At 64.0% G+C, this 24,245-nt stretch carries 29 protein-coding genes; 22 read left to right on the top strand and 7 right to left on the bottom strand.

The genetic code is table 11. From position 1 onward, the window contains the following. Window positions 1-104 precede the first annotated feature (104 nt). From P3C39_RS12580 to P3C39_RS12570, 3 genes are all read right to left on the bottom strand, one after another. Window positions 105-809 carry a glutathione S-transferase N-terminal domain-containing protein gene (locus P3C39_RS12580; RefSeq protein ID WP_275953247.1) on the bottom strand — a complete coding sequence of 235 codons (705 nt, stop codon included), beginning with the start codon at window positions 807-809 and terminating at the stop codon, window positions 105-107. A 163-nt stretch (window positions 810-972) separates the two neighbouring features. Further along, window positions 973-2,181, bottom strand: a complete 1,209-nt coding sequence (locus tag P3C39_RS12575) for a beta-ketoacyl-[acyl-carrier-protein] synthase family protein (protein WP_063170976.1) — start codon at window positions 2,179-2,181, stop codon at window positions 973-975. 5 nt (window positions 2,182-2,186) lie between these two features. Beyond that, window positions 2,187-2,441, bottom strand: a complete 255-nt coding sequence (locus tag P3C39_RS12570) for an acyl carrier protein (RefSeq protein ID WP_013528393.1) — start codon at window positions 2,439-2,441, stop codon at window positions 2,187-2,189. A 220-nt stretch (window positions 2,442-2,661) separates the two neighbouring features. Here P3C39_RS12570 and P3C39_RS12565 point away from each other — a divergent pair, with 220 nt between their 5' ends. The 5 genes from P3C39_RS12565 to P3C39_RS12545 are packed head-to-tail and all read left to right on the top strand — an operon-like array spanning window position 2,662 to window position 5,020. Beyond that, complete coding sequence (locus P3C39_RS12565; protein WP_275953523.1) at window positions 2,662-3,489, top strand: urease accessory protein UreD; 828 nt, start codon at window positions 2,662-2,664, stop codon at window positions 3,487-3,489. A gap of 28 nt (window positions 3,490-3,517) precedes the next feature. Further along, complete coding sequence (locus P3C39_RS12560) at window positions 3,518-3,820, top strand: urease subunit gamma (protein ID WP_013528395.1); 303 nt, start codon at window positions 3,518-3,520, stop codon at window positions 3,818-3,820. Between the two features lie 10 nt (window positions 3,821-3,830). After that, entirely contained in the window at window positions 3,831-4,085 is a 255-nt protein-coding gene (locus P3C39_RS12555) for a DUF1272 domain-containing protein (protein ID WP_027161066.1), read from the top strand. A 33-nt stretch (window positions 4,086-4,118) separates the two neighbouring features. Beyond that, window positions 4,119-4,706, top strand: coding sequence for a HupE/UreJ family protein (locus P3C39_RS12550; protein ID WP_013528397.1), 588 nt, complete (start codon window positions 4,119-4,121; stop codon window positions 4,704-4,706). A gap of 8 nt (window positions 4,707-4,714) precedes the next feature. Then, on the top strand, window positions 4,715-5,020 hold the full coding sequence (locus tag P3C39_RS12545) for an urease subunit beta (protein ID WP_013528398.1): 306 nt from the start codon (window positions 4,715-4,717) through the stop codon (window positions 5,018-5,020). Window positions 5,021-5,040: 20 nt separating this feature from the next. On the opposite strand, the gene P3C39_RS12540 is transcribed toward P3C39_RS12545, so the two are convergent. Together P3C39_RS12540 and P3C39_RS12535 are read right to left on the bottom strand one after the other, a co-directional pair. Continuing rightward, complete coding sequence (locus P3C39_RS12540; protein ID WP_275953248.1) at window positions 5,041-5,529, bottom strand: hypothetical protein; 489 nt, start codon at window positions 5,527-5,529, stop codon at window positions 5,041-5,043. Between the two features lie 129 nt (window positions 5,530-5,658). Then, complete coding sequence (locus tag P3C39_RS12535; protein ID WP_013528400.1) at window positions 5,659-6,042, bottom strand: hypothetical protein; 384 nt, start codon at window positions 6,040-6,042, stop codon at window positions 5,659-5,661. A 179-nt stretch (window positions 6,043-6,221) separates the two neighbouring features. Here P3C39_RS12535 and ureC point away from each other — a divergent pair, with 179 nt between their 5' ends. The 7 genes from ureC to P3C39_RS12500 all read left to right on the top strand — a co-directional run bounded on the left by ureC (window position 6,222) and on the right by P3C39_RS12500 (window position 11,901). Further along, window positions 6,222-7,937 (top strand): urease subunit alpha, encoded by a 1,716-nt coding sequence (gene ureC, locus P3C39_RS12530; RefSeq protein ID WP_275953524.1) that lies wholly within the window; start codon window positions 6,222-6,224, stop codon window positions 7,935-7,937. Window positions 7,938-8,029: 92 nt separating this feature from the next. Beyond that, a complete protein-coding gene (locus P3C39_RS12525) occupies window positions 8,030-8,623 on the top strand; it encodes a hypothetical protein (protein WP_024502037.1) in 594 nt (197 codons plus the stop codon). Between the two features lie 103 nt (window positions 8,624-8,726). Then, window positions 8,727-9,314: an urease accessory protein UreE gene (gene ureE, locus P3C39_RS12520; protein WP_275953249.1), complete on the top strand. Its 588-nt coding sequence runs from the start codon at window positions 8,727-8,729 to the stop codon at window positions 9,312-9,314. After that, on the top strand, window positions 9,307-9,978 hold the full coding sequence (locus P3C39_RS12515; protein ID WP_275953250.1) for an urease accessory protein UreF: 672 nt from the start codon (window positions 9,307-9,309) through the stop codon (window positions 9,976-9,978). Before ureE ends, P3C39_RS12515 begins: the two co-directional genes overlap by 8 nt. Then, a complete protein-coding gene (locus tag P3C39_RS12510; protein WP_275953251.1) occupies window positions 9,975-10,415 on the top strand; it encodes a DUF3995 domain-containing protein in 441 nt (146 codons plus the stop codon). Before P3C39_RS12515 ends, P3C39_RS12510 begins: the two co-directional genes overlap by 4 nt. Then, window positions 10,412-11,056 carry an urease accessory protein UreG gene (ureG, locus tag P3C39_RS12505; RefSeq protein ID WP_027161074.1) on the top strand — a complete coding sequence of 215 codons (645 nt, stop codon included), beginning with the start codon at window positions 10,412-10,414 and terminating at the stop codon, window positions 11,054-11,056. Before P3C39_RS12510 ends, ureG begins: the two co-directional genes overlap by 4 nt. 77 nt (window positions 11,057-11,133) lie before the next feature. After that, complete coding sequence (locus P3C39_RS12500; RefSeq protein ID WP_024502042.1) at window positions 11,134-11,901, top strand: class II aldolase and adducin N-terminal domain-containing protein; 768 nt, start codon at window positions 11,134-11,136, stop codon at window positions 11,899-11,901. 84 nt (window positions 11,902-11,985) lie between these two features. On the opposite strand, the gene P3C39_RS12495 is transcribed toward P3C39_RS12500, so the two are convergent. Continuing rightward, window positions 11,986-12,618 (bottom strand): HAD family phosphatase, encoded by a 633-nt coding sequence (locus P3C39_RS12495; RefSeq protein ID WP_275953252.1) that lies wholly within the window; start codon window positions 12,616-12,618, stop codon window positions 11,986-11,988. Between the two features lie 259 nt (window positions 12,619-12,877). On the opposite strand from P3C39_RS12495, the gene P3C39_RS12490 reads away from it, so the two are divergent. Next, window positions 12,878-13,837 carry a sugar-binding transcriptional regulator gene (locus P3C39_RS12490; RefSeq protein ID WP_013528410.1) on the top strand — a complete coding sequence of 320 codons (960 nt, stop codon included), beginning with the start codon at window positions 12,878-12,880 and terminating at the stop codon, window positions 13,835-13,837. A gap of 37 nt (window positions 13,838-13,874) precedes the next feature. Here P3C39_RS12490 and P3C39_RS12485 read toward each other — a convergent pair whose 3' ends face one another. Then, the gene (locus P3C39_RS12485) at window positions 13,875-14,060 is read right to left on the bottom strand and encodes a hypothetical protein (protein WP_013528411.1); all 186 of its coding nucleotides are present in this window, start codon (window positions 14,058-14,060) and stop codon (window positions 13,875-13,877) included. A gap of 110 nt (window positions 14,061-14,170) precedes the next feature. On the opposite strand from P3C39_RS12485, the gene gcvA reads away from it, so the two are divergent. From gcvA to P3C39_RS12440, 9 genes are all read left to right on the top strand, one after another. After that, window positions 14,171-15,076: a transcriptional regulator GcvA gene (gene gcvA / locus P3C39_RS12480; RefSeq protein ID WP_013528412.1), complete on the top strand. Its 906-nt coding sequence runs from the start codon at window positions 14,171-14,173 to the stop codon at window positions 15,074-15,076. Between the two features lie 224 nt (window positions 15,077-15,300). After that, complete coding sequence (locus tag P3C39_RS12475; RefSeq protein ID WP_013528413.1) at window positions 15,301-16,611, top strand: sugar ABC transporter substrate-binding protein; 1,311 nt, start codon at window positions 15,301-15,303, stop codon at window positions 16,609-16,611. Between the two features lie 123 nt (window positions 16,612-16,734). Next, window positions 16,735-17,607 (top strand): sugar ABC transporter permease, encoded by an 873-nt coding sequence (locus P3C39_RS12470; RefSeq protein ID WP_013528414.1) that lies wholly within the window; start codon window positions 16,735-16,737, stop codon window positions 17,605-17,607. A gap of 11 nt (window positions 17,608-17,618) precedes the next feature. After that, window positions 17,619-18,443: a carbohydrate ABC transporter permease gene (locus tag P3C39_RS12465; protein WP_013528415.1), complete on the top strand. Its 825-nt coding sequence runs from the start codon at window positions 17,619-17,621 to the stop codon at window positions 18,441-18,443. Between the two features lie 49 nt (window positions 18,444-18,492). Beyond that, a complete protein-coding gene (locus tag P3C39_RS12460; RefSeq protein WP_013528416.1) occupies window positions 18,493-19,491 on the top strand; it encodes an ABC transporter ATP-binding protein in 999 nt (332 codons plus the stop codon). Between the two features lie 2 nt (window positions 19,492-19,493). Then, window positions 19,494-20,264, top strand: coding sequence for an L-iditol 2-dehydrogenase (locus tag P3C39_RS12455; RefSeq protein ID WP_275953253.1), 771 nt, complete (start codon window positions 19,494-19,496; stop codon window positions 20,262-20,264). A gap of 146 nt (window positions 20,265-20,410) precedes the next feature. Beyond that, entirely contained in the window at window positions 20,411-21,889 is a 1,479-nt protein-coding gene (locus P3C39_RS12450; RefSeq protein WP_275953254.1) for a mannitol dehydrogenase family protein, read from the top strand. Between the two features lie 15 nt (window positions 21,890-21,904). Further along, window positions 21,905-22,588: an HAD family hydrolase gene (locus P3C39_RS12445; RefSeq protein WP_013528419.1), complete on the top strand. Its 684-nt coding sequence runs from the start codon at window positions 21,905-21,907 to the stop codon at window positions 22,586-22,588. After that, the gene (locus tag P3C39_RS12440; RefSeq protein ID WP_275953255.1) at window positions 22,585-24,171 is read left to right on the top strand and encodes an FGGY-family carbohydrate kinase; all 1,587 of its coding nucleotides are present in this window, start codon (window positions 22,585-22,587) and stop codon (window positions 24,169-24,171) included. The genes P3C39_RS12445 and P3C39_RS12440 overlap by 4 nt, the downstream gene beginning before the upstream one ends. The last annotated feature ends 74 nt before the right edge of the window (window positions 24,172-24,245 follow it).

Raw genomic sequence — 24,245 nt, 5'->3', positions numbered from 1 at the left:
GTCGCCGCCCGAGGTGCTGCGTCGCTCGCTGCTTCCGTCATGGGCAAAGGCGGTTCGAAAGCTAAAGCGAAGGCGAAATAGCCGCGCTTCGGAGGCTGGTTTTTCTATCCCTTGGCCGGGATGGTCAGGCCTTTTTGCACCGCCGGCCGCGCCAGGCCGCGCTCCAGCCATGTTCCCAGATGGGCGAAATCGTCAAAGCCGACGAGTTCGCGCGCTTCGTAGAATCCGATCAGGTTGCGCACCCAACCGAGCAGCGAGATGTCGGCGATGGTGTAGTCATTGCCCATGATCCACTTGCGCCCTTTCAGCCGGCCGTCGAGCACGCCGAGCAGTCGCTTTGACTCGTCGCGATAGCGCTCGAGAGGGCGTTTGTCGGCGATCTCGCGGCCGGCGAATTTGTGGAAGAAGCCGACCTGGCCGAACATCGGCCCGACCGAGGCCATCTGGAAGAACACCCACTGGATGGTCTCGTAGCGGCGCGCGCCATCAATGGGCATGAGCAGGCCGGTCTTTTCAGCAAGGTAGAGCAGGATGGCGCCGGATTCGAACAGGCCGATCGGCTTGCCGTCCGGGCCGTTGGGATCGATGATCGCCGGTATCTTGCCGTTGGGATTGAGCGACAGGAATTCCGGTGTCCAGCTTTCGTTCTGGCCGATGTTGACCCAATGCGGCTCGTAAGGAAGGCCGAGTTCCTCCAGGGCGATCGATATCTTCGCCCCGTTCGGCGTTGTCGCCGAATAGAGCTGGAGCTGGTCCGGATGCTTGGCCGGCCAACGCGTTGCGATCGGAAAGGCGGACAGGTCTGCCATGGAAACTCCTGGATGAGGATTCGCGCCGAGCGGCGCGGTTTTGGCGGGTCGGCCAAGGATTAGACGCGGCGCACGGCACGATCAATATGGCGGCGAAGGGTTTCATCGAGCACGGACAGTCAACGGAATGGCCGGCCTGGGGCAGATCCGCCCGCCCCTTAGATCAGACAGCCTTGAAGGCCAGCACGGCATTGGTGCCGCCGAACGCGAAGCCGTTGCTGATCGCGGCGCGCACCTTGCGCTCGCGCGGCACATTCGGCGTGACGTCGAGGTCGCAATCGGGATCGGCCTCACGAAAATTGGCCGTCGGCGGCACGATGCCTTCGCGGATCGCCATCACGCAGGCGATCATCTCCAGCGCACCCGATGCGCCGAGGCAATGGGCGTGCATCGACTTGGTCGACGACACCGAAAGCTTGTAGGCATGGTCGCCGAAGACGCGCTTGATCGCTGCCGTCTCGATCTGGTCGTTGGCCTTGGTGCCGGTGCCATGGGCATTGAGGTAGTCGACATCCTCGGGATTGAAGCCGGCATCGGCGAGGCAGGCGCGCATGGCCGCCGTCGGCCCTTCGACGGTCGGCGCGACAATGTCGGAGGCGTCGGCGGAGAGGCCGGCGCCGGCGACCTCGGCAAGGATGGTGGCGCCGCGCGCCATGGCGTGCTCGTACGTCTCCAGGACCGCCATGCCGGCGCCCTCGCCGAGCGACAGTCCCTGGCGGTCGGCCGAGAATGGCCGGCAGGTGTCGGGCGCCAGCACGCGCAGTGCTTCCCAGCCCTTCAGGATGCCCCAGACCAGCGGCGCATCGGTGCCGCCGGCGACCATCACGTCGGCGCGGCCAAGTCTGATCTGGTCGACGGCCGAGGCGATGGCGTGGTTGGACGATGAGCAGGCCGAGGTGACGCCGAAGACCGGGCCGCGCAGGCCCAGATTCATGCTGACATGGCCGGAGGCCGCGCTTGGCATGACCTTTGGCACGGTGAAGATGCCGGCGCGGTTCTTGCCCTCGACCAGGATGGCGCGATAGCTCTCTTCGATCGCCTCCCAGCCGCAGACGCCGACACCGACGACCGTGCCCATCCGATAGGTGGTGGCTTCATTCGAGACCAGGCCGGCGTGCTGCATGGCTTCCCTGGCTGCGATCGTCGCCAGCAGGCTGAAGCGGTCCATCGACACGGTCTGCTTGCGGTCGATGCCGTGATCGGGAAGCGTCTTGATTTCGCAGCCGACCTTGACCTTCAGATCATGCAGTTGGGGACTTGTGATCTGGCCGATGGCCGAGCGGCCGGCGCGCATCTCGTTCCAGATCGCGGGCGCGCTGGTGCCGAGCCCGCAAATGCCGCCCATGCCGGTGATGACAACGCGCTGCCGCATTCAGTTCAGGCTTTTTTCGCGATCAGCGCGCGCACAGCTTCGACCATGTCGCCGACGTTCTTCAGATTGCTCCAGGCGTCGACCGTGTTCATCTCGATCTCGATGCCATACTCTTCCTCAAGATCGAAGATAATCTCCGTCAGCTCGAGCGAATGGATGCCAAGCGAGGTCAATTCGGTGGTGGTGGTGATTTCTTCGCCGCCCGGCTCGGCATGAGCCTTGATCTTCGCGATGATATCCGTTGCCAGCTGGTCGGCCATTCGGTTCCTTCCCCACTATCTCGCGTTTCCCGACGCCGACTGAGCAGCGCCCCTTTTCTCCTGGTATCAAGCCGCCGTCGTCGTTTAATACCCCCGCCAAGCGCAGCATGACCGTACCAAGGTGGTTCCCTCTATAGAAACCGAAACGTTGTCAAGCAACAAGCTATATCGAACTCCATATCGACAAAGCCGCCGGAGTGCTTAACGTGCAGGCATGGATATGGGCGAACATGGCGGGATTTCGACGCAGCGCGTTGCGGGCGTGGCGCGGCTTTCCTGTGCGCTCAGCGAGGGCCGCACGCGCCTGCGGCGCCTCTATCAGGACGGCGCCGCCAAGATAAGAATGCCGGCCGTCTCGGCCGATCCGCTCGAAGCGGTGCTGATCAACACCGCCGGCGGAATGACGGGCGGCGACCGTATCGCCTGGGACGTGGATGTCGGCGCGGCCGCTTCGGCATCGATCACCACGCAGGCCTGCGAGAAGATCTACCGGGCGTCATCCGACCATGCCGAAGTGCGGGTCAATTTGTCGGTCGGGGAAAACGGCCGCATCGCCTGGCTGCCGCAGGAAACCATCGTCTTCGACAGGGCGGCCTTTGCCCGTACGCTCGACGTCGAGCTTGCCGTCGGCGCCGAGGCGCTGGTGCTGGAAGCCACCGTCTTCGGCCGCCTGGCGATGGGCGAACGCGCCACGCAGGGCAACTTCCATGACCGCTGGCGTGTGCGTCAGGATGGCGCCCTCGTTCATGCCGAGGATTTCCGCATCGGACCCGATATCGCCGCAACGCTCGATCGCCCGGCGGTTGCCGGCGGCGCGATCGCGGTGGCGACATTGCTTCTGGTGTCGCCGCGCGCCGAAGCCCTGCTCGATCCGGTTCTGGAGATCGTCGGCGACCAGGGCAGCGCCAGCGCCTGGCGCGTGAAGAAATCTGGCAAGCTTCTTGCGAGGCTCTACGCCGGGGATGGCTACCGACTGCGCCAGCGGCTGGTTCCACTCGTCGAATTGCTCAACGGAAGGGCGGGGTTGCCCAAATTATGGTCACTATAGGCCTGCCTCTACCAATCCAGGGAAACGCATGAACCTGACGCCGAGGGAAAAGGACAAGCTGCTGATCGCCATGGCGGCGATGGTGGCGCGCAAGCGGCTCGAACGCGGCGTCAAGCTCAACCATCCGGAAGCGATTGCGCTGATCACCGATTTCGTCGTCGAAGGCGCCCGCGACGGCCGTCCGGTTGCCGAACTGATGGAAGCCGGCGCTCATGTCGTCAGCCGCGCGCAAGTCATGGAAGGCATCGCCGAGATGATCCATGACGTGCAGGTCGAGGCGACGTTTCCCGACGGCACCAAGCTGGTGACCGTGCACGAACCGATCCGTTGAGGAGGACAGGATGCTGGAGCTGCGTCCCAACTGCGAATGCTGCGACAAGGACCTGCCGCCCGAGGCGACGGATGCGCTGATCTGCACCTTCGAGTGCACCTTTTGCGCCGGATGCGTGGAACAGGTGTTGGGCGGCATCTGCCCCAATTGCGGCGGTGGTTTTTCGGCGCGGCCGATCCGCCCGGCAGCGATGCTGAAGAAATATCCGGCGTCGAGCAAACGCGTTCTCAAGGCCGAAGGCTGCGGCCCCCGCAAGGCGGCGTGAACACCAGACCGAGCAAAACGAAAGGCAAACAGAATGATATCCGCCAAACGCCTCTGCCTGTCGGCGATCCTGCTGCTGGCCGCCGCCCTGCCGGCCTATGCCCATGTCGGCCTGGGTACCACCTCCTCCTTCACGGCCGGCTTCATGCACCCGCTCTCCGGCCTCGATCACATGACGGTGATGATCGCGGTCGGGCTGTGGGCGGCGCTCAAGGGCGGCAAGGCGGTTCTTGCCTGGCCGGCTGCCTTTGTCGGCGTCATGCTGGTCGGCGGCGCGCTGGGCATGCTGCATATGCCGCTGCCCTTCGTCGAACCGGGCATACTGGCATCGGTCGTGACACTCGGACTGCTGGTGGCGCTGGCGATCGATCTGCCGGTCTCGGCCGGCGTCGCCATCATCGGCCTGTTCGCACTTTTCCACGGCCACGCGCATGGCACCGAGGTGCCGGAGAATGCCGGCGGGCTTGAATACATGGCCGGCTTTGCCATCGCCACGCTGTTGCTGCATGCCACCGGCATCGCCGCCGGTCTCGGTCTCGGCATCCGGTTTCGTGGCCTGGCCCGCGCTGCCGGTGCCGCCTGCGCGGCGATCGGCATCGGTCTCGCCTTCGGCATCGTGTGAGGGTGACCATGATCCCCGGTGAAATCATCACGGTGGGCGGCGACATCGAGCTCAACAAGGGCCTGCAGACCGTCACCCTGAAAGTCGCCAACAGCGGCGACCGGCCGATCCAGGTCGGCAGCCACTACCATTTCTTCGAAACCAATGAGGGGCTGAAATTCGACCGCGAACGGGCGCGTGGCATGCGCCTCGACATTGCCGCGGGCACGGCCATGCGCTTCGAGCCGGGCCAGGAGCGCGACGTCACGCTGGTGCCGCTCGGCGGCAAGCGCGAGGTCTACGGATTTCAGCAGAAGGTGATGGGCAAGCTGTGAAATCTTCCGGCGCGCTCAGCTCAGTTCGATGGCTTGGCCGCGGCGTAGATGACGATCTTTCCGGGATTGTCGAATTCGACGGCGAGGACATCCTGCGCCTGCACGCGCCGCGATTCGATGGCGTTGAACAGCAGCGCGTTGGCCTCGATCTCCTTGCGCAGCTCCGTAATGTCGTCCTGATGCTGCTTGACCTTGGCCTCGATCTCCGGCGGCGGGCCGCCTTCGCTGCGCGCGGCGTCGGTGAGGAACACGATGTCGACCTTGTCGAGCTTGGATGTCTTGCGCACCGTGCCGATGTTTTCACGCGTGCGGTCGATCGCCGTGTTGACGTTGCCGGCCTCAGAGTTGGCCTTGGCCTCTTCCTGCTTGACCTGCGAGCCGACGATGCGATTGACGGTCTCCGTGCTTTCCAGTCCTTGCGCCTTCAGTCCGGCAGCAGGACCAGCCGCCGCCAGGAACGCCATGGCGGCGACTGCCTGCATTCTGGTCGAGAAAGAAGTGATCGCCATCGCTCGCTCCTGAGAGAAATCGTTTCGGGGCGCGGGTTAGCGCGAAAAGAACAAAACGAATCCGGCCCGGCGAAGGTTCCTTTCCCGATGCGGCCGGCCGGCCGGATGCCGGCCCGCCATGCCGTGGCGTCAGCTCGCCTTCTTGGTGATCAGGGTCAGTGCGCCATTGGGTTCCATACTGGCTGCGACCACCTGCGCCGAGGTCATTCCCTTGGCCTCGAGCGCCGACTTGACCTTGGGTGTGGCGTCGATCGAGCTGCGCAGTTTCTTCAAGCCGTCATCGCCGCGCTGGGCGATCACCTGGTTGACCTGCGTCTGGGTGTCCTTTGGCAGCTCCGTGATGTCGACGATGTTGACGCTCTGGATCGTCGGAACGGCCGGCTGAGCCTGGGGCGTGGCTGGAGCAGGCGTTGCCGGCGCCGGAGCGGGCTGTGGCGCGGGTTGCTGCTGGGCACTGGCGGCGCCCGCCAGCATCAGGCTGGCGGCGGCGGCAAGAACTATCGTTTTGCGCATGGATTTTCCTTTCCATCGATTGGCAAACGGTCGGTCTGGGGTGACGCCCTAACCTCAACCGCCAAATGGGATCAGAAGGTGTCGCCCAGCAGGTCATTGCGTGACCATAGGATGGCAGCAATGTGCAGCCGCGCTTCAATCCAACCGCATTTCGGCAAACCGCATTTCGGGAGCAATCGCTGATGGCCAGAATTACCCGCGCCGCCTACGCGCAGATGTACGGCCCGACGGTCGGCGACAGAGTACGGCTTGCCGACACCGAACTGTTCATCGAGGTCGAGAAGGATCTCACCATCCATGGCGAAGAGGTGAAATTCGGCGGCGGCAAGGTGATCCGCGACGGCATGGGCCAGAGCCAGGTTTCCAGGGCGCAAGGCGCCGTCGATACCGTGATCACCAACGCGCTGGTGATCGATGCCAGTGCAGGCATCTTCAAGGCAGATGTCGGGCTTCGCGACGGGCGCATCGCGGCCATCGGCAAGGCGGGCAATCCGGACACGCAGGATGGCGTTACCATCATCATCGGCCCCGGAACCGAGATCATCGCCGGCGAAGGCAAGATCCTGACATCAGGCGGCTTCGACGCGCATATCCACTTCATCTGCCCGCAGCAGATCGAGGAGGCGCTGATGTCAGGCATCACCGCCATGCTCGGCGGCGGCACCGGTCCGGCGCACGGCACGCTGGCCACCACCTGCACGCCGGGGCCATGGCACATGGCCCGCATGATCCAGTCCTTCGACGCCTTTCCGATGAACATCGGCCTGTCGGGCAAGGGCAATGCCTCGCTGCCCGCCGCGCTCGAGGAAATGGTGCTGGGCGGCGCCTGCTCGCTGAAGCTGCACGAGGACTGGGGCACGACGCCGGCGGCCATCGATTGCTGCCTGTCGGTCGCCGACGATTACGACGTGCAGGTGATGATCCACACCGACACGCTGAACGAATCCGGCTTTGTCGAGAACACGGTCGCCGCCATCAAGGGCCGCACCATCCACGCCTTCCACACCGAGGGCGCCGGCGGCGGCCATGCGCCCGACATCATCAAGGTCTGCGGCCTGCCCAACGTCATTCCGTCTTCGACCAATCCGACGCGGCCCTACACGGTCAACACGCTGGCCGAGCATCTCGACATGCTGATGGTCTGCCATCATCTGTCGCCGTCGATCCCCGAAGACATCGCCTTTGCCGAAAGCCGCATCCGCAAGGAGACCATCGCGGCGGAAGACATTTTGCACGACATCGGCGCCTTCTCGATCATCTCGTCGGATTCGCAGGCCATGGGCCGCGTCGGCGAAGTCGCGATCCGCACCTGGCAAACGGCCGACAAGATGAAGCGCCAGCGCGGCTCGCTGCCGCAGGAGACCGGCAACAACGACAATTTCCGCGTCCGTCGCTACATCGCCAAATACACGATCAACCCGGCCATCGCGCATGGGCTGTCGAAAGACATCGGCTCGATCGCGGTCGGCAAACGCGCCGACCTGGTGCTGTGGAACCCGGCCTTCTTCGGCGTCAAGCCGGACATGGTGCTGATCGGCGGCATGATCGCCGCCGCCCCGATGGGCGACCCCAACGCCTCGATCCCGACGCCGCAGCCGATGCATTACCGGCCGATGTTCGGCGCCTATGGCAAGGCCAGGACCAACTCGTCGGTGACGTTCGTTTCGAAGGCAGCGCTCGAGTCGGGACTGCATGGCAGGCTCGGTGTCGACAAGCAGTTCGTCGCCGTCGAAAACACCCGCGGCGGCATCGGCAAGCATTCGATGGTGCTCAACGACGCCACGCCGCATGTCGAGGTCGATCCGGAAACCTACGAGGTGCGCGCCGACGGCGAGTTGCTGACCTGCGAGCCGGCGACGGTGCTGCCGATGGCGCAACGGTATTTTCTGTTTTGAAGCGGCGCTTCCACCGGGCGAGCATTATCCGTTGCAGCCCTTGGTGGAAGGCAGCACTATGCGGCCAACCAACAGCTGCATTGTGATCGAGCATGACCACCGAAATCGCTTCCGCCCACGACATCTTCCCGCACATCCGAATCGTCATGGGCATGGTGATCGGGCTTGGTGTCGCCCGCCTGCTGTCGGGGGTGGCGCGCATCGTCCAGCATCCCGGCCAGTACAAGCTCTATACCGTGCATCTGGCCTGGGTCGTCTCGGTGCTCCTGATGCTGGTGCATTTCTGGTGGTGGGAGTTCGGCCTCTACGCCGTCGAGACCTGGACCTTCGGCAAATATTTGTTCATCATTTTCTACGCGATCACGCTGTTCCTGCTGTGCGCGCTTTTGTTCCCAGATTCGATGCTGGACTACACCAGCTACGAGGATTTTTTCTATTCGCGCCGGGCGTGGTTCTTCGGCCTGCTGGCGGCGACCTATCTGCTCGACGTGGTCGACACGCTGCTGAAGGGGCCGGAGCATTTCGCCCGCTTCGGCAGCGAATATCTGTTCCGCACGCCGGTCTTCGTCGTGCTCTGTATCATCGCGATCCTGGTGCGCGACCGCCGCTTCCACATCGCCTTTGTCACGGCGGCGCTTATCTACCAGATATCGTTCATCCTGCGGCTCTTCGACACCATCGTCTGAACGAACGCGATGGTCTAGCTTTGTTGGGGAAAGGCAGGGTTCGACATGTACAAGGCCATTGGATCGCGTGTGTGCGGGCACAAGCAAATGGGAAATCCATGAAATGAAACTCAACCTCAACACCGACTTCACCAAATTCCCGCGCGCCGTCTCGGTGCTGTCCGCCGGCGCTGCCGGAACCACCCTACCGTCCGGCCGGGCCATTCTCGCCCATGACGAGCGGCATCTGCGCCGCCGGGCCATCGAACTTGCCGACGGCGGCAAGGTGCTGGTCGACCTGCCCGAACCCGTCGCCTTGAACGATGGCGACCGGCTGGTGCTGGAGAATGGCGGCCATATCGAGATCATCGCGGCACCGGAAGAGGTCTACGACATCCGCGCCCGCGATGGCGTGCATCTGGCCGAGCTCGCCTGGCATATCGGCAACCGCCATCTCGCGGCAGGCATCGAGGCCGGACGCATCCTCATCCTGCGCGACCATGTCATCAAGGCGATGCTGGAGGGGCTGGGCGCCACCGTGACCGACGTTTCCGAACCGTTCAAGCCGGTGCGCGGCGCCTATTCCGGGCATGGCAGGCAAAGCCACGATCACGGCCATGCGCATGCCCACGCCGAAGCGCACAGCCATTCTCATGGCGAATCGCGTTCCCATTCGCACAGTCATGCCGGCCATCACCACGATCATGACTGACCAGCCTTCGAACATCGCCCTGCTGCGGCTGATGGCGTGGCTGTCGCCTGCCTTTCCGGTCGGCGGCTTTTCCTACAGCCATGGTCTCGAGCGGGCGGTGCAGGACGGGTTGGTTGCCGATGCCGGGAGCCTCGCCGGCTGGCTGGAGACGCTGGTCGAGATGGGCTCGGGCTGGAACGACGCCGTGCTGTTCGCCGAGAGCTGGCGCCGGGCACGCGGCACCGGTGATCTCGATGAAGTGGCGGCACTCGCCGAAGCCCTGGCCGGCTCGCGCGAACGCCATACCGAGACCATGCTGCAGGGTGGAGCCTTCCTCAAAGCGGCGGCCGCCTGGCCTAATCCGGTGCTGGAGCGCCTGCCGGCCGGATGCGCCTATTGCGTCGCCGTCGGCGCCATTGCGGGTGGCAACGGCATCGCGCTTCAGGATGCGCTGTCAGCCTTCCTGCAAACCTTCTTCTCCAACCTTGTGCAGGCAGCGATCCGGCTTGGCATCGTCGGCCAGAGGGGCGCGACCACGTTGTTAGCCGGCTTCGAGCCGCTGGCCCTGGCGACCGCAAGCCGCGCCGCGCGCTCGACACTCGACGATCTCGGTGGCTGCGCCTTCGTCTCCGATGTCATGGCGATGAAGCATGAAACCCAGTATTCGCGACTGTTCCGCTCATGATTTTTCTCGCCTTCTCGCTTTCGACTGTTTTGCTCCTGATCACCGCGCTGCATGTCTATTGGGGTCTTGGCGGCATCTGGCCGGGCCAGGACGCAGCCTCCTGCGCTCGCGCCGTGGTCGGCTTTCGCGGCGTCGATGAGATGCCAACGCCGTTTGCCAGTTTCGCCGTTGCCGCGTGCTTGTGCCTGGCGACACTATGGCCGCTGGCGCTCATGGGAGTCTTCGCTTCACCCTTCCCCAAGGAGGGTCTCGCCGCCACGTCGCTGCTCATCGGTCTGGTGTTCCTGGGGCGCGGCATAGCCGGCTTCACGCCATGGTGGCGGCGGCTGACGCCTGAACAGCCTTTCGCGCGGCTCGATGTCCGCTATTATTCGCCGCTGTGCCTGTTGATCGGGCTCGGCTTTGCCATCCTCGCCATCACGGAGTTTCCCGCATGACACAGACAAATGGTCCGCTGCGCGTCGGCATTGGCGGCCCGGTCGGTTCGGGCAAGACGACGCTGACCGAAAAACTGTGCAAGGCGCTGCGCGACGAGTTTTCCATCGCCGTCGTCACCAACGACATCTACACCAAGGAAGACGCCATGATGCTGGCGCGGCTGCAGGCGCTGCCCGAGGACCGCATCATGGGTGTCGAGACCGGCGGCTGCCCGCATACCGCGATCCGCGAGGATGCCTCGATCAATCTGCAGGCGATCGCGCAGATGAACAGGAAATTCCCGGATCTCGACATCGTCTTCATCGAATCCGGCGGCGACAACCTTGCCGCCACCTTCTCGCCGGATCTCGCCGACCTGACGCTCTATGTCATCTCGGTCTGCCAGGGCGAGGAGATTCCGCGCAAGGGCGGGCCGGCGATCACCCGCTCCGATTTCCTGGTCATCAACAAGAGCGATCTGGCTCCTTACGTCAACGTCAACCTCGACGTGATGGAGAGCGACGCCGGCCGCATGCGCGGCAAGCGGCCGTTCGGCTTCACCGACCTGTCGCGCGGCAAGGGTCTGCAGGAGGTGATCGATTTCATCGTCGAGCATGGCGGCCTGCGAGCCGGCGCTGCCGCTGCCAGCACGGCGGCGTGAGCATCCCTGCACCAACCAAAACCGGTTGCGGGAATGGGCTGGCCACGGCATTCTTGCCGAAACCGGAGGATTTTTCGATGAGCCTTGCCCGCTTGCAAAAGGAAACGCTGACCAACCTGCCCTACTATGAGGAGCGCGTCGATCTCGCCTGCGCCTTCCGCTGGACGGCGCGGCTCAATATGCACGAGGCGGTGGCCAATCATTTCTCGCTGGCTGTCAACGATGAGGGCACACAATTCCTCATGAACCCCAACCAGGTGCATTTCTCGCGTATCAAGGCGAGCGACCTTCTGATGATCGATGCCAACGATCCGGAAACGCTCTCCGGCCCCAATGCGCCCGACCCGACGGCGTGGGGGCTGCATGGCGCCATCCATCGCAATGTGCGTCACGCGCGCTGCGTCATGCATGTGCACTCGATCCACGCTACGGTGCTGGCATCGCTCGCTGACTCGACATTGCCGCCGATCGACCAGAATTCGGCGATGTTCTTCAACCGCCATGTGGTCGACGCGCACTATGGCGGGCTGGCCTTCGAGGAGGAGGGCGAGCGCTGCTCGCAGCTTCTCGTCGATCCCAAGGTCAAGGTGATGGTGATGGGCAATCACGGCGTACTGGTCATCGGCGACACGGTCGCCGATGCCTTCAACCGCATGTTCTATTTCGAACGCGCCGCGGAGACCTACATCAAGGCGCTGTGGACCGGCCGCCCGCTGCGCACGCTGTCCGACGCGATCGCCGAAAAGGCGGCGAGCGAGATGGACGATTACCCCGGCCAGGCCGAACGCCATCTCAGCGAGTTGAAGGCGATCCTCGACGAGCAGGAACCGGTCTACCGGAATTGAGCGTCCTTCTCCCCGTGCCGTCACTATACGGGGAGAAGGTGCCGGCAGGCGGATGAGGGGCGGCGCCGACCTGGGCGGTTTTCCTCAGAGCCCCAGCTCTTTCCCCAATTCCTCGGCGCTGTTGATGACGACGGCGCCAGGCGGGCCTTCCATCGGCTTTTCCGGCCAGAAAATCGTCTTCATTCCCGCTGCCAGCCCTGCCATGGCGCCCGGCCAGCTATCGTCGATCGCCACCGCCTGCGCGGGGTCGACATCGGCCAGATACGCGGCGCGCAGGAATGGCTCGGCGTGCGGCTTGCCTTCGCGCACGTCGTTGCGGCTGATCGTCTTCATGCCGGGGTAGATCAGGCCGACCATGCTCAAATTGGCGTCGACGATCATCCTGTCCGAATTCGAGACCACGGCCTGCTGGATGCCTCTTGCACGCAGCTCGTTGAAGATCTCGATCGCGCCGGGGCGCGGCTTCAAGCTCTCCACCAGCGGCAGGTAGTGTTCGTATTTGCGCAGGATCCAGTCGTCGAAAGGCAGGTCCAGGCCGAACTCGTCGCGCATCATCTCGTAGACCGGCCAGGCGGCGACGCCGAGCACGCGCTCATGCAGATCGTCCGGCGGGACAAGGCCGACATTGCGCATCGCCGCCACCAGGGCAGCTTCGTGCAGCGGTTCGCTGTCGACCAGCGTGCCGTCCATGTCCCAGAAAACCGCTTTCGGCGTCATGCGAGGCTCCTTTTTGCCATCCCTTAAAGGGTTTGAGCCGGGAGATAAACCTTCGGAGCGCAAGAACGTGCCGCCTGCCGGGACCGCAGCCAAGTCTCTTGGCGAGACAGACATCGTGGGGAGACGAGAAACTGGGCCGTGCCTACGCCGAGGGACAGCAAGCAATTGCCCCCGAGATTTGACAATTGCGCAGCAGGCCGTTCCCTGCGAAAGTGGGCATGGGCCGCTCTCATGACCGGCGGTCTCGGGAGGCAGGACTTTGAATAGCCGGCAGGATGGTGGCAGCAACAGGCTGGACGATGCGGCACGCGCCGGCTGGCTTTATTATGTTGCCGGCAACACACAGGACCAGATCGCTTCGACGCTTGGCATCTCGCGGCAAACGGCGCAGCGGCTGGTATCGCTGGCGGTGTCGGAGGGCTTGATCAAGGTTCGCGTCGACCATCCGATCGCCAACTGCCTCGATCTGGCGGCACGGCTGAGATCGCGCTTTGCGCTCGATCTGGTCGAAGTGGTGCCGAGCGACCCCAACTCGTCCTCGACCACGATCGGCATCGCCGAGGCGGCTGCCGCCGAGATCGAGCGACGGTTGCGTTCACCGACGCCGATCGTCATGGCGATCGGCACCGGGCGCACGCTGAAGGCGGCGATCGAGCAGCTGCCGCCGATGGAATGCCCGCAGCACAAGGTGGTGTCGTTGACCGGCAACATCTCGCCGGACGGCTCGGCCGCTTTCTACAACGTCATCTTCACCATGGCCGACAGGGTCAAGGCGCGTTCTTTTCCGATGCCGCTGCCGGTCATCGCCTCGTCGCCGGAGGAGCGTGAGATGCTGCTCAACCAGCCGATGATCCAGCCGACGCTTGCGCTTGCGGCCGAGGCCGACGTCACCTTCATCGGCATCGGCGACCTCGGCCCCAAGGCGCCGCTCTACGAGGACGGCTTCATTTCGGAGAGCGAATTGAAGGCGCTGCAGAAGGCCGGGGGCATCGCCGAGATCGTCGGCTGGGTGTTCGATAGGGAAGGCCGCATGATCGAGGGGATCACCAACGACCGGGTGTCGTCGGCGTCGCTGCCGTCACGCGAGAAATCGCTGGTCATCGCACTGGCGATGGGAGAACGAAAGCTGCCGGGCATTCTGGCGGCCGCGAACCGGCGGCTGATCAACGGCCTCATCACCGATGAACGGACCGCCGCCGCGCTGCTCGCCAGCATCTGACCGGAAGCACAACTGATTTGCGATAAAACCAACCGCGCTAGCTGTGCCGCCCGAAAGGGTCGTTGCCATCGAGAAAACCGAGATCGCGCTGCAGATGCGGCGACAGGTCCCTGATGTCGAGATGTGCCCGTTTTTTGGCTGCGAACCAGCCGAATCCATCCGTCAGCCACGAAAACCAGCGATGATCGGGTGCGGAAGTGCATTTTTGCTGCGCCATGGTCATGATCGTCAACCTTCGCTATCCTGAACCCGAATGACGGGTTGACTGGAAATGTCGGTCTTGACGGCGGCCTTTGCCAATCGAACGTCGATAAGGACCCATAAGGAGGCTTTATGCCGGACCTCAGCTCTCGGCAGGTTTCACAGCTTCCGCCGCTGCAGGCGATCCGGGTGTTCGAAGCGGTGGCGCGGCATCTTTCCTTCACCAAGGCGGCCGAGGAACTTGCCATGACGCAAGCGGCGGTCAGCTATCAGATCAAGGTGCTGGAGGAACGGGTCGGCGCGCCGCTGTTCCTGCGCCGGCCGCGCCAGATCGCACTCACCGAGGCTGGACAGCGCCTTGCGCCAGCGGTCAGCGAGGCCTTTGCCATTCTCGGCCAGGCCTATGCGGCGGCGCGTGGCGGCGCCGACGGATTGCTGTGCGTCACGACGGTGCTGACCTTTGCCTCGAACTGGCTGGCGCACCATCTGGGCTCATTCCAGATCGCTCATCCCTCCCTTGCCGTGCGGCTCGAAACATCGAGCCGGCTGACGGATTTCGCCCGCGAGGATGTCGACCTCGCCATCCGGTCGGGCGGCGGCAAATGGCCGGGGCTGGAAGCCTACAAGCTGCTCGATGCCGATTTCACGCCGATGCTGAGCCCGAAGCTCGCGGCAAGCATCGGCGGCGTCAGGGAACCGGCGGACCTGTTGCGGCTGCCGATCCTCGATCCCGGCGACATCTGGTGGACGCAATGGTTCGAGGCTGCCGGCGTGCACTCGCACGATCTCGCCAAACGGCCCGGCAGCAGCATGGGCGCGCAGGCCTATGAGGCCAATGCGGCGATCGCCGGTCATGGCGTCGCGATCCTGACCAGGGCGCTGTTCAAGGCGGAACTTGCCGGTGGGCGCCTGATCCAGCCTTTCGATCTGGTTGGCGACGACGGCCATGCCTTTTGGCTGGTCTACCCCGAAGCGCGCCGCAACGTGCCGAAGATCCGTGCCTTCCGCGACTGGCTGCTGGCCGAGATCGCCTGCTGACCGGCAGGCTTGCGGGCTGCACCTGGTCTCACAGATCCATCCGCTGTTGCCGCACTGTATCCGGCCGGGACGCTCTTCGTCCTGGCAATTTCCGCTCGTCCCGGCCTGCGGTGTCGCCCGGGTGCTGCGCTGCAGCATCGAATCCGACTTGACATAATTCACGCCAAGTGAGTAATTGCCCAAAGCCAAGGCAAATGCTCATCTTGGTTCAAGGGAGGAATTTGATGAAACTTCGCACGCTCACCCTGGGCTTGTTGTCGGCCAGCACGCTTGCGTTCGCCGCACACGCCGAATCCATCACCATCGCCACCGTCAACAATGGCGATATGGTCCGCATGCAAAAGCTGACCGAGGACTTCACCAAGGCGAACCCCGACATCCAGCTCAACTGGGTTACGCTCGAAGAGAATGTGCTGCGCGAGCGCGTCACCACCGACATCGCCACCAAGGGCGGCCAGTACGACGTGATGACCATCGGCACTTATGAGGTTCCGATCTGGGCCAAGCAGAGCTGGCTTTTGCCGCTCGACAAGCTCGGCGACGACTACGACGCCAAGGACATCATCCCGGCCATTGCTGGCGGCCTTTCGGTCGACGGCAAGCTCTATGCCGCGCCCTTCTACGGCGAAAGCTCCTTCGTCATGTACCGCAAGGACCTGATGGACAAGGCCGGGCTGAAGATGCCCGACGCGCCGACCTGGGACTTCATCAAGCAGGCCGCCGACAAGATGACCGACCGCGCCAATGGCGTGAACGGCGTGTGCCTGCGCGGCAAGGCCGGCTGGGGCGAGAACATGGCTTTCCTGACCGCCATGTCGAACTCCTTCGGCGCCCGCTGGTTCGACGAGAACTGGAAGCCGCAGTTCGATCAGCCGGAATGGAAGAACACGTTGCAGTTCTATGTCGACCTGATGAAGGCCGACGGCCCCGAGGGGGCTTCCTCCAACGGCTTCAACGAAAACCTGGCGCTGTTCCAGCAGGGCAAATGCGGCATGTGGATCGACGCCACGGTCGCCGCGTCCTTCGTTTCGGACCCGAAGAACTCCACCGTCGCCGACAAGGTCGGTTATGCGCTGGCGCCCGACAATGGCCTGGGCAAGCGCGGCAACTGGCTGTGGGCCTGGTCGCTGGCCATCCCCGCCGGCACGCAGAAAGCGGATGCCGCCGAGAAGTTCGTCTCCTGGGCGACCAGCAAGCACTATGCGGAGCTCGTCGCTTCGAAGGAAGGCTGGGCCAACGTTCCTCCGGGCACGCGCTCCTCGCTCTACGCCAATGCCGAGTACCAGAAGGCGGCTCCGTTCGCCAAGATGACGCTGGACTCCATCAATGCCGCCGATCCGACGCATCCGACGGTCAAGCCGGTGCCCTATGTCGGCGTCCAGTTCGTCGCCATCCCTGAGTTCCAGGGCCTTGGCACCACGGTCGGCCAGCTCTTCTCGGCGGCGCTTGCCGGCCAGTCGAGCGTCGACGACGCGCTGAAGCAGGCCCAGGACGCTGCCACCGCGGCAATGACCGAGGGCGGATACATCAAGTAAGGCTCCTCCCGGTGCCGACTGCCGGTCGCCTCCTTGACCGGCAACGGCCGCCCGAGTTCCCAGTTCGGGCGGCCGCCTTTAACGCCTTTTGAAAATTCCGTCTGACCAGTGAGGGTGACCGTCATGGCTACTCAGCAGACCCGTTCGCTTGCCCGTTTCATGATGGCGCCATCCGTGGTGCTGCTGTTCGTCTGGATGATCGTGCCGCTGGTCATCACCATCTGGTTCTCCTTCCAGCAGTACAACCCGCTCAATCCGATCCGCGACGGCTTCGTCGGCTTCTCGAATTACGCGCTGTTCTATTCCAACCCGGCCTTCCTGCAGTCGATCCTCAACACGCTCACCTTGGTGGTCAGCGTGCTCCTGATCACGGTGATCGGCGGCATCCTTCTGGCGCTGCTGATCGACCAGCCGATGTGGGGCCAGGGCATCGTGCGCATCCTCGTCATCTCTCCGTTCTTCGTCATGCCGCCGGTGGCCGCATTGGTCTGGAAGAACATGATCATGCACCCGCAATACGGGGTGTTCGCCGACATAGCCCGCTTCTTCGGGGCCCAGCCGATCGACTGGTTCGGGCAACATCCGATGCTGGCGATCATCATCATCGTCGCCTGGCAGTGGCTGCCCTTCGCGACGCTCATTCTTCTGACCGCATTGCAGTCGCTCGACGGCGAGCAGAAGGAAGCCGCCGAGATGGACGGCGCCGGGTTCATCAGCCGCTTCATCTATCTGACGCTGCCGCACATGTCGCGCGCCATCACGGTCGTCATCCTGATCCAGACGATCTTCCTTCTCTCGGTCTATGCCGAGATCCTCGTCACCACCAATGGCGGCCCGGGATACGCCTCCACCAACCTGCCCTTCCTCGTCTACCAGAAGGCGTTGCTGGAGTTCAAAATCGGCCAGGCATCCGCCGGCGGTGTGATCGCCGTCATTCTCGCTAACATCGTTGCCTTCTTCGCCATGCGCGCCGTCGGCAAGAACCTGGACAAGTAAGGGAGGCTACGATGGCACGCTCAGTCACCACCCGGCACAAGACGATCGCGACGGTTGCCGCCTGGATCGTCGCCCTGCTGATCTTCTTCCCGATCCTCTACACGATCATCACCTCGTTCAAGTCGGAGCAGGAAGCCATCCAGGGCTTCAGCATCATCCCGTCGGGAACGTTCGAGAGCTATACCGAGGTCCAGGCGCAGAGCGGCTACTTCAAGTTCTTCTTCAACTCGGTGCTGCTCTCGGTCGGCTCGACCATCCTGGCCCTGCTGGTCGCCATACCGGCGGCATGGTCGATGGCCTTCTCGCCGACCAAGCGGACCAAGGACATCTTGATGTGGATGCTGTCCACCAAGATGATGCCGGCGGTCGCGGTGCTGTTCCCGATCTACCTGATCTTCCGCGACACAGGCCTGCTCGACAGCCGCATCGGCCTCATGATCATGCTGATGCTGATCAACCTGCCGATCGTGGTGTGGATGCTCTACACCTATTTCCGCGAAATCCCTGGCGAGATCCTGGAAGCGGCGCGCATGGACGGCGCATCGCTGTGGAACGAGATCGTCTATGTGCTGACGCCGATGGCGGTGCCGGGCATCGCCTCGACAATGCTGCTCAACATCATCCTGGCCTGGAACGAGGCGTTCTGGACGATCCGGCTGACGACGACGGAAGCCGCACCCCTGACCGCCTTCATCAGCTCGTTCTCAAGCCCGCAAGGCCTGTTCTGGGCCAAGCTTTCGGCCGCCTCGACGCTGGCCATCGCGCCGATCCTGATCATGGGCTGGTTCAGCCAGAAGCAGCTGGTGCGCGGCCTGACATTTGGTGCGGTGAAATAACGGAATTGCCCGAAGCAATCGGCAGAAATAACCCCTCGGGGAGGAAACCATGGGAAACATCACGCTCAAGAACGTCTCGAAATCCTTCGGAGCGACGTCCATCATCCCCGGTCTCGACCTGGTGATCGAGAATGGCGAGTTCGTCGTCTTTGTCGGCCCGTCGGGTTGCGGCAAGTCAACGCTGCTGCGCCTGATCGCCGGGCTCGAGGACACCAGCGGCGGCTCCATCAACATCGACGGCCGCGACGTCACCGGCGAGGCACCGGCCAAGCGCAAGCTCGCCATGGTGTTCCAGTCTTACGCGCTCTATCCGCACATGACGGTGGCCAAGAACATCGGGTTCCCGCTGAAGATGGCCGGTGAGGACAAGGCGACCATCGACAAGAAGGTGGGAGACGCGGCGCGCGTGCTCAACCTGACCAACTATCTCGAACGCCGGCCCGGCCAGCTTTCAGGCGGCCAGCGCCAGCGCGTCGCGATCGGCCGCGCCATCGTGCGTCAGCCGACCGCCTTCCTGTTCGACGAACCGCTGTCCAATCTCGATGCGGCACTGCGCGGCACCATGCGGCTGGAGATCAGCGAGCTGCACCATCAGCTCAAGACCACCATGATCTACGTTACCCACGATCAGGTTGAAGCGATGACCATGGCCGACAAGATCGTCGTGCTGAACGCCGGCAACATCGAGCAGGTCGGCTCGCCGATGGAGCTCTACAAGACGCCGAAGAACCTGTTCGTCGCCAGCTTTATCGGCTCGCCGAAGATGAACCTGATCGAGGGCGCGCCGGCTGCCAAAAACGGCGCCAAGACCATCGGCATCCGTCCCGAACACCTGGAGATCTCGACCACGGCGGGCGAATGGAAGGCGGTCGTCGGCGTCGCCGAGCATCTCGGCTCCGACACCTTCCTGCACGTCCAGGCCGACGGCGTCGGTCCGCTGACCGTGCGCGCCGACGGCGAACTCGGCGTCCATCACGGCGACACCATTTACCTGACACCAGACAAGGCCAAGCTGCATCGCTTTGGCGCCGACGGAAAGGCAATCTGAACATGCGACTGGCCGGCAAATCCGCGCTGATCACGGGTTCGGCCCGCGGCATCGGCAGAGCCTTCGCCGAAGCCTATGCCGGCGAAGGCGCAACCGTCGCCATCGCCGACATCAATCTCGAGGCGGCGCAGAAGACCGCCGCCGAGATTGGCGGCAAGGCCTATGCGGTCAAGGTCGACGTCACCGACCTCGCCTCGATCGAGGCGGCGGTGAAAGCCGTCGAGACGAAGACCGGTGGCCTCGATATCCTGATCAACAACGCCGCCCTGTTCGACCTGGCGCCGATCGTCGAAATCACCAGGGCAAGCTACGACAAGTTGTTTTCCGTCAATGTCGCCGGCACGCTGTTCATGCTGCAGGCAGCCGCCCGCTCGATGATCGCGCGAGGCAAGGGCGGCAGGATCATCAACATGGCGAGCCAGGCCGGACGCCGCGGCGAGGCGCTGGTCGGCGTCTATTGCGCCACCAAGGCCGCCGTCATCTCGCTGACCCAGTCGGCGGGGCTCGACCTGATCAAGCACCGCATCAACGTCAACGCGATTGCCCCTGGCGTCGTCGACGGCGAGCACTGGGATCACGTCGATTCGCTGTTCGCCAAATATGAGAACCGGCCGAGGGGCGAGAAGAAGAAACTGGTCGGCGAGGCGGTGCCGTATGGCCGCATGGGCACGGCACAGGACCTCACCGGCATGGCTGTGTTTCTCGCCAGCAGCGACGCCGAATACATCGTCGCCCAGACCTACAATGTCGATGGCGGCCAGTGGATGAGTTGAGGGCGGGGGACGGCCTCTGCTCCTCGTCCCTCCGCGGGGAGCAGAGGCCGACTTCAGCGGGCGCGTAGCAAGTGCCACCCCTTATCCGCTCCCCGACGGGGAGAGGAGCGTAACGAAGGCCGAAACCCGGCCAAAGGGTAAAACAGATGACCGTGAAACTCTCGTCCTCTAACCTCTCCAAGCTGCCCGCCAACGTCGCAGGTCCGAAGTATGACCGCGCGACGCTGAAGGCCGGCATCGTGCATTTCGGCGTCGGCAATTTCCACCGCTCGCATCAGGCCGTCTATCTCGACGATCTGTTCAATGCGGGCATCGGCCATGACTGGGCGCTGATCGGTGCCGGCGTGTTCGACGGCGAAAAGATCGGTCGCGGCAAACTGGAAGAGCAGGACTGGCTCACCACGGTGGTCGAGCAGGATAGCGGCCATATGAGCGCACGCGTCACCGGCGCGATGATCGACTTCCTGATGCCTGGCGATGCGGCCGGTGTGATCGAACGGCTTGCCGACCCGGCGATCAAGATCGTTTCGCTGACCATCACCGAAGGCGGCTACTTTATCGATCCGGCTTCCGGCGTGTTCAACCCGACCCATCCCGACATCGTTGCCGATGCGCAGCCCGGCGCCACGCCGAAGACGGTGTTCGGCATCATTCTTGCCGGGCTGGTGCGCCGCCGCGATGAAGGCACCGTGCCGTTCACCGTCATGTCGTGCGACAACATTCCCCACAACGGCCATGTCACCTCGGATGGCGTCATCGGCCTGGCCCGTTTGATCGACGAGGATCTGGCGAACTGGGTCAGCGAGCATGTCGCCTTTCCGAACGGCATGGTCGATCGCATCACGCCGGCCACCACCGACCGCGAGCGCGGCATCCTGGCCAAGGATTTCGGCCTCGAGGACAACTGGCCGGTGTTCTGCGAGCCGTTCCGGCAGTGGGTGCTGGAGGACCATTTCACCGATGGCCGGCCGCCGCTGGAAAAGGTCGGCGTGCAGTTCGTCAAAGACGTTGCGCCTTATGAACTGATGAAAATCCGCATCCTCAATGGCGGCCATGCAGCGATCGCCTATCCGGCCGGCCTGATGGACATCCATTTCGTGCATGAGGCGATGCAGGAGCCGCTGGTGAGCGGTTTTTTGGCCAAGCTCGAACGGGACGAAATCATCCCGACGGTGCCGCCGGTGCCGGACACGGTTCTGGAAGACTATTACCAGCTCATCGAGAGCCGCTTCTCCAACCCGAAGATCGGCGACACGGTGCGCCGGCTCTGCCTCGACGGCTCCAACCGCCAGCCGAAGTTCATCATCCCGACCATCGCCGACCGGCTGAAGGCTGGGAAAAGCGTCGCCGGCCTGGCCCTGGAATCGGCATTGTGGTGCCGCTACTGCTTCGGCACGACGGACAGCGGCGCCGTCATCGAGCCCAACGACCCGAGTTGGGACCGGCTGCAGGCGACGGCAAAGGCAGCAAAGGACGCTCCCGCCGCCTGGCTCGCCATGGAGGACATCTATGGCGATGTCGGCCGCGCAACGGCGTTTGTCGAGGCCTTTGCCCATGCGCTCAACGTGCTGTGGGCGAATGGCGCGCGCGCCACGCTGACGCGCTACCTCGCCGGCAAGCTCTGAGAGCCATTCTCGGCCATGACGCCTGAACTGGTCATTTTCGACTGCGATGGCGTGCTGGTCGACAGCGAGGCGCTCTCCGTCTCGGCGCTGCTCGGCATGGTCAGGCTTGCCGGCGGCAGCGTCAGTGAGGATGCCGCCTACGAGCATTTCCTCGGCAGGAGCATGAAAAGCGTGCGCGAGATCCTCGGCCGCGACTTCGGGCTCGATATCACCGACCTGCACCTGACCGAGATGCGCGTCGAATTGATGCGCAAATTCCGCGAGGAGCTGAAGCCGATCGCCGGCGTCAAGAAGATGCTGCCGAAGCTTGGGCTGCCGTTCTGTGTCGCGTCCTCGGGCACGCTCGACCGCATCCGCTACGCGCTCGACGTCACCGGATTGCTTGGGCTGATGGAACCGCACCTGTTCAGTGCCACCATGGTGGCCAAGGGAAAGCCCGCGCCGGACCTGTTCCTGCATGCCGCCGCCAGCATGCGGGCCCATCCACGCAAATGCCTCGTCATTGAGGACAGCCCGGCCGGCATCATTGCCGCGCGGGCGGCGGGGATGCGCGTGTTTGCCTTCACCGGCGGTTCGCATGCCGGCAACCCGACCTTGAAAGCGCGGCTTGCGTCGAGTGAACCGGACTTTATATTCGCTGACATGCTGCAATTGCCCGATCTGATTGCAGGCCTGGGAGCGAGAGACAGAGCATCTTGACGAAACAGTTCGTTTGCGCGGTCGATGTCGGCACCGGGAGCGCTCGCGCGGGCATTCTCGACACCAACGGCACCTTGCTCGGCCGCGCCGAGCGGCCGATCGCCATGAACCAGCCGAAGCCCGATCACGCCGAACATGATTCGCGCGATATCTGGTCGGCCGTCTGCGCCGCCGTGCGCGCTGCCCGCGAAAAGGCCGGCATAGCTGCCGAGGAGGTCGTCGGCATCTCCTTCGATGCCACCTGTTCGCTGGTGGTGCGCGACCGGCAAGGCGGCCAGCTCAGCGTCTCGACCACGGGCGACAAGCGCTGGGACACCATCGTCTGGCTCGACCACCGCGCCATCGCGGAGGCCGACGAATGCACGGCAAGCGGCCATGCCGTGCTGAATTACGTCGGTGGCGTCATGTCGCCGGAAATGGCGACACCGAAGCTGATGTGGCTGAAGCGCAATTTGCCGGAGACCTGGAATGAAGCCGGCTATTTATTCGATCTCACCGATTTCCTGACCTGGCAAGCGACAGGTTCGCTGGCCCGCTCGCAATGCACGCTGACCGCTAAATGGACCTATCTGGCGCATGAAGAGGCCGGCTGGCGGCGCGACTTCTTTGCGCTCGTCGGCCTCGGCGATCTTTTCGAGCACGGCAATTTGCCGGAAAAGGCCAGCCCGGTCGGCGCTTATATTGGCCAACTGACCGCCCAGGCAGCGGCCGAGCTTGGGCTGAGCGAGAAATGCCGGGTCGGCGCCGGCGTCATCGATGCCTATGCCGGTGCGCTTGGCGTGCTCGGCGGCTTTGCCGGCGACCAACAGGACATCGGCCGGCATTTGGCGCTGATCGCCGGCACGTCGAGCTGCGTCATGGCGATGTCACCGGATCCGCAGCCCTTCGCCGGCGTCTGGGGTCCCTATTACGGCGCGGCGCTGCCCAGGCTGTGGCTGTCGGAAGGCGGCCAGTCGGCGACCGGCGCCCTGCTCGACCACATCATCCGCTGGCACGGCGCCGGCGGCGAGCCGGATGCCGCCATGCATGCGAAGATCGCCAGGCGTGTCGCCGAGCTGCGCGCCACCGAGGGCGACAACCTTGCCGCGCGGCTGCATGTGCTGCCCGATTTTCACGGTAACCGCTCACCGCTCGCCGATCCGCATGCCGTCGGCGTCGTCAGCGGGCTGACGCTGGACTCCTCCTTCGACAGCCTGTGCAAGCTCTACTGGCGCACCGCCGTCGGCATCGCGCTCGGCGTGCGCCACGTGCTGGAGGCGCTGAACGAGAACGGCTATCTGATCGATACGCTGCATGTCACCGGCGGCCACACCAAGAACCCGCTGTTGATGGAGCTCTATGCCGACGCCACCGGCTGCACGGTGATCGAGCCGCTGGCCGACGAGGCGGTGCTGCTCGGCACCGGCATGATCGCCGCCACCGCGGCCGGGCTGTTTCCCGACCTCAACGCGGCCTGTCTTGCCATGCAGCAAGGCGGCAGGAAGCGCGCGTCGAACCCGAAATCATCAGGGCGTTTCGACCGCGACTACAAGGTTTTCCTTGAGATGCACCGCCAGCGGCGGATGCTGGACGCGATCCGCTAGAGCATCGGGGCCGGTCCCTGGCTCAATCCGTTCCCGTCCCTCCTCTCTTGCCTTCATGTCGCGTTTCGTCCAGA

The organism is Mesorhizobium sp. XAP4 (genome assembly GCF_029269325.1).
Lineage (GTDB): Bacteria > Pseudomonadota > Alphaproteobacteria > Rhizobiales > Rhizobiaceae > Mesorhizobium > Mesorhizobium ciceri.
The sequence above is the reverse complement of the archived record's forward strand: the minus strand, read 5'-3'. Positions and strand labels throughout refer to the sequence as shown.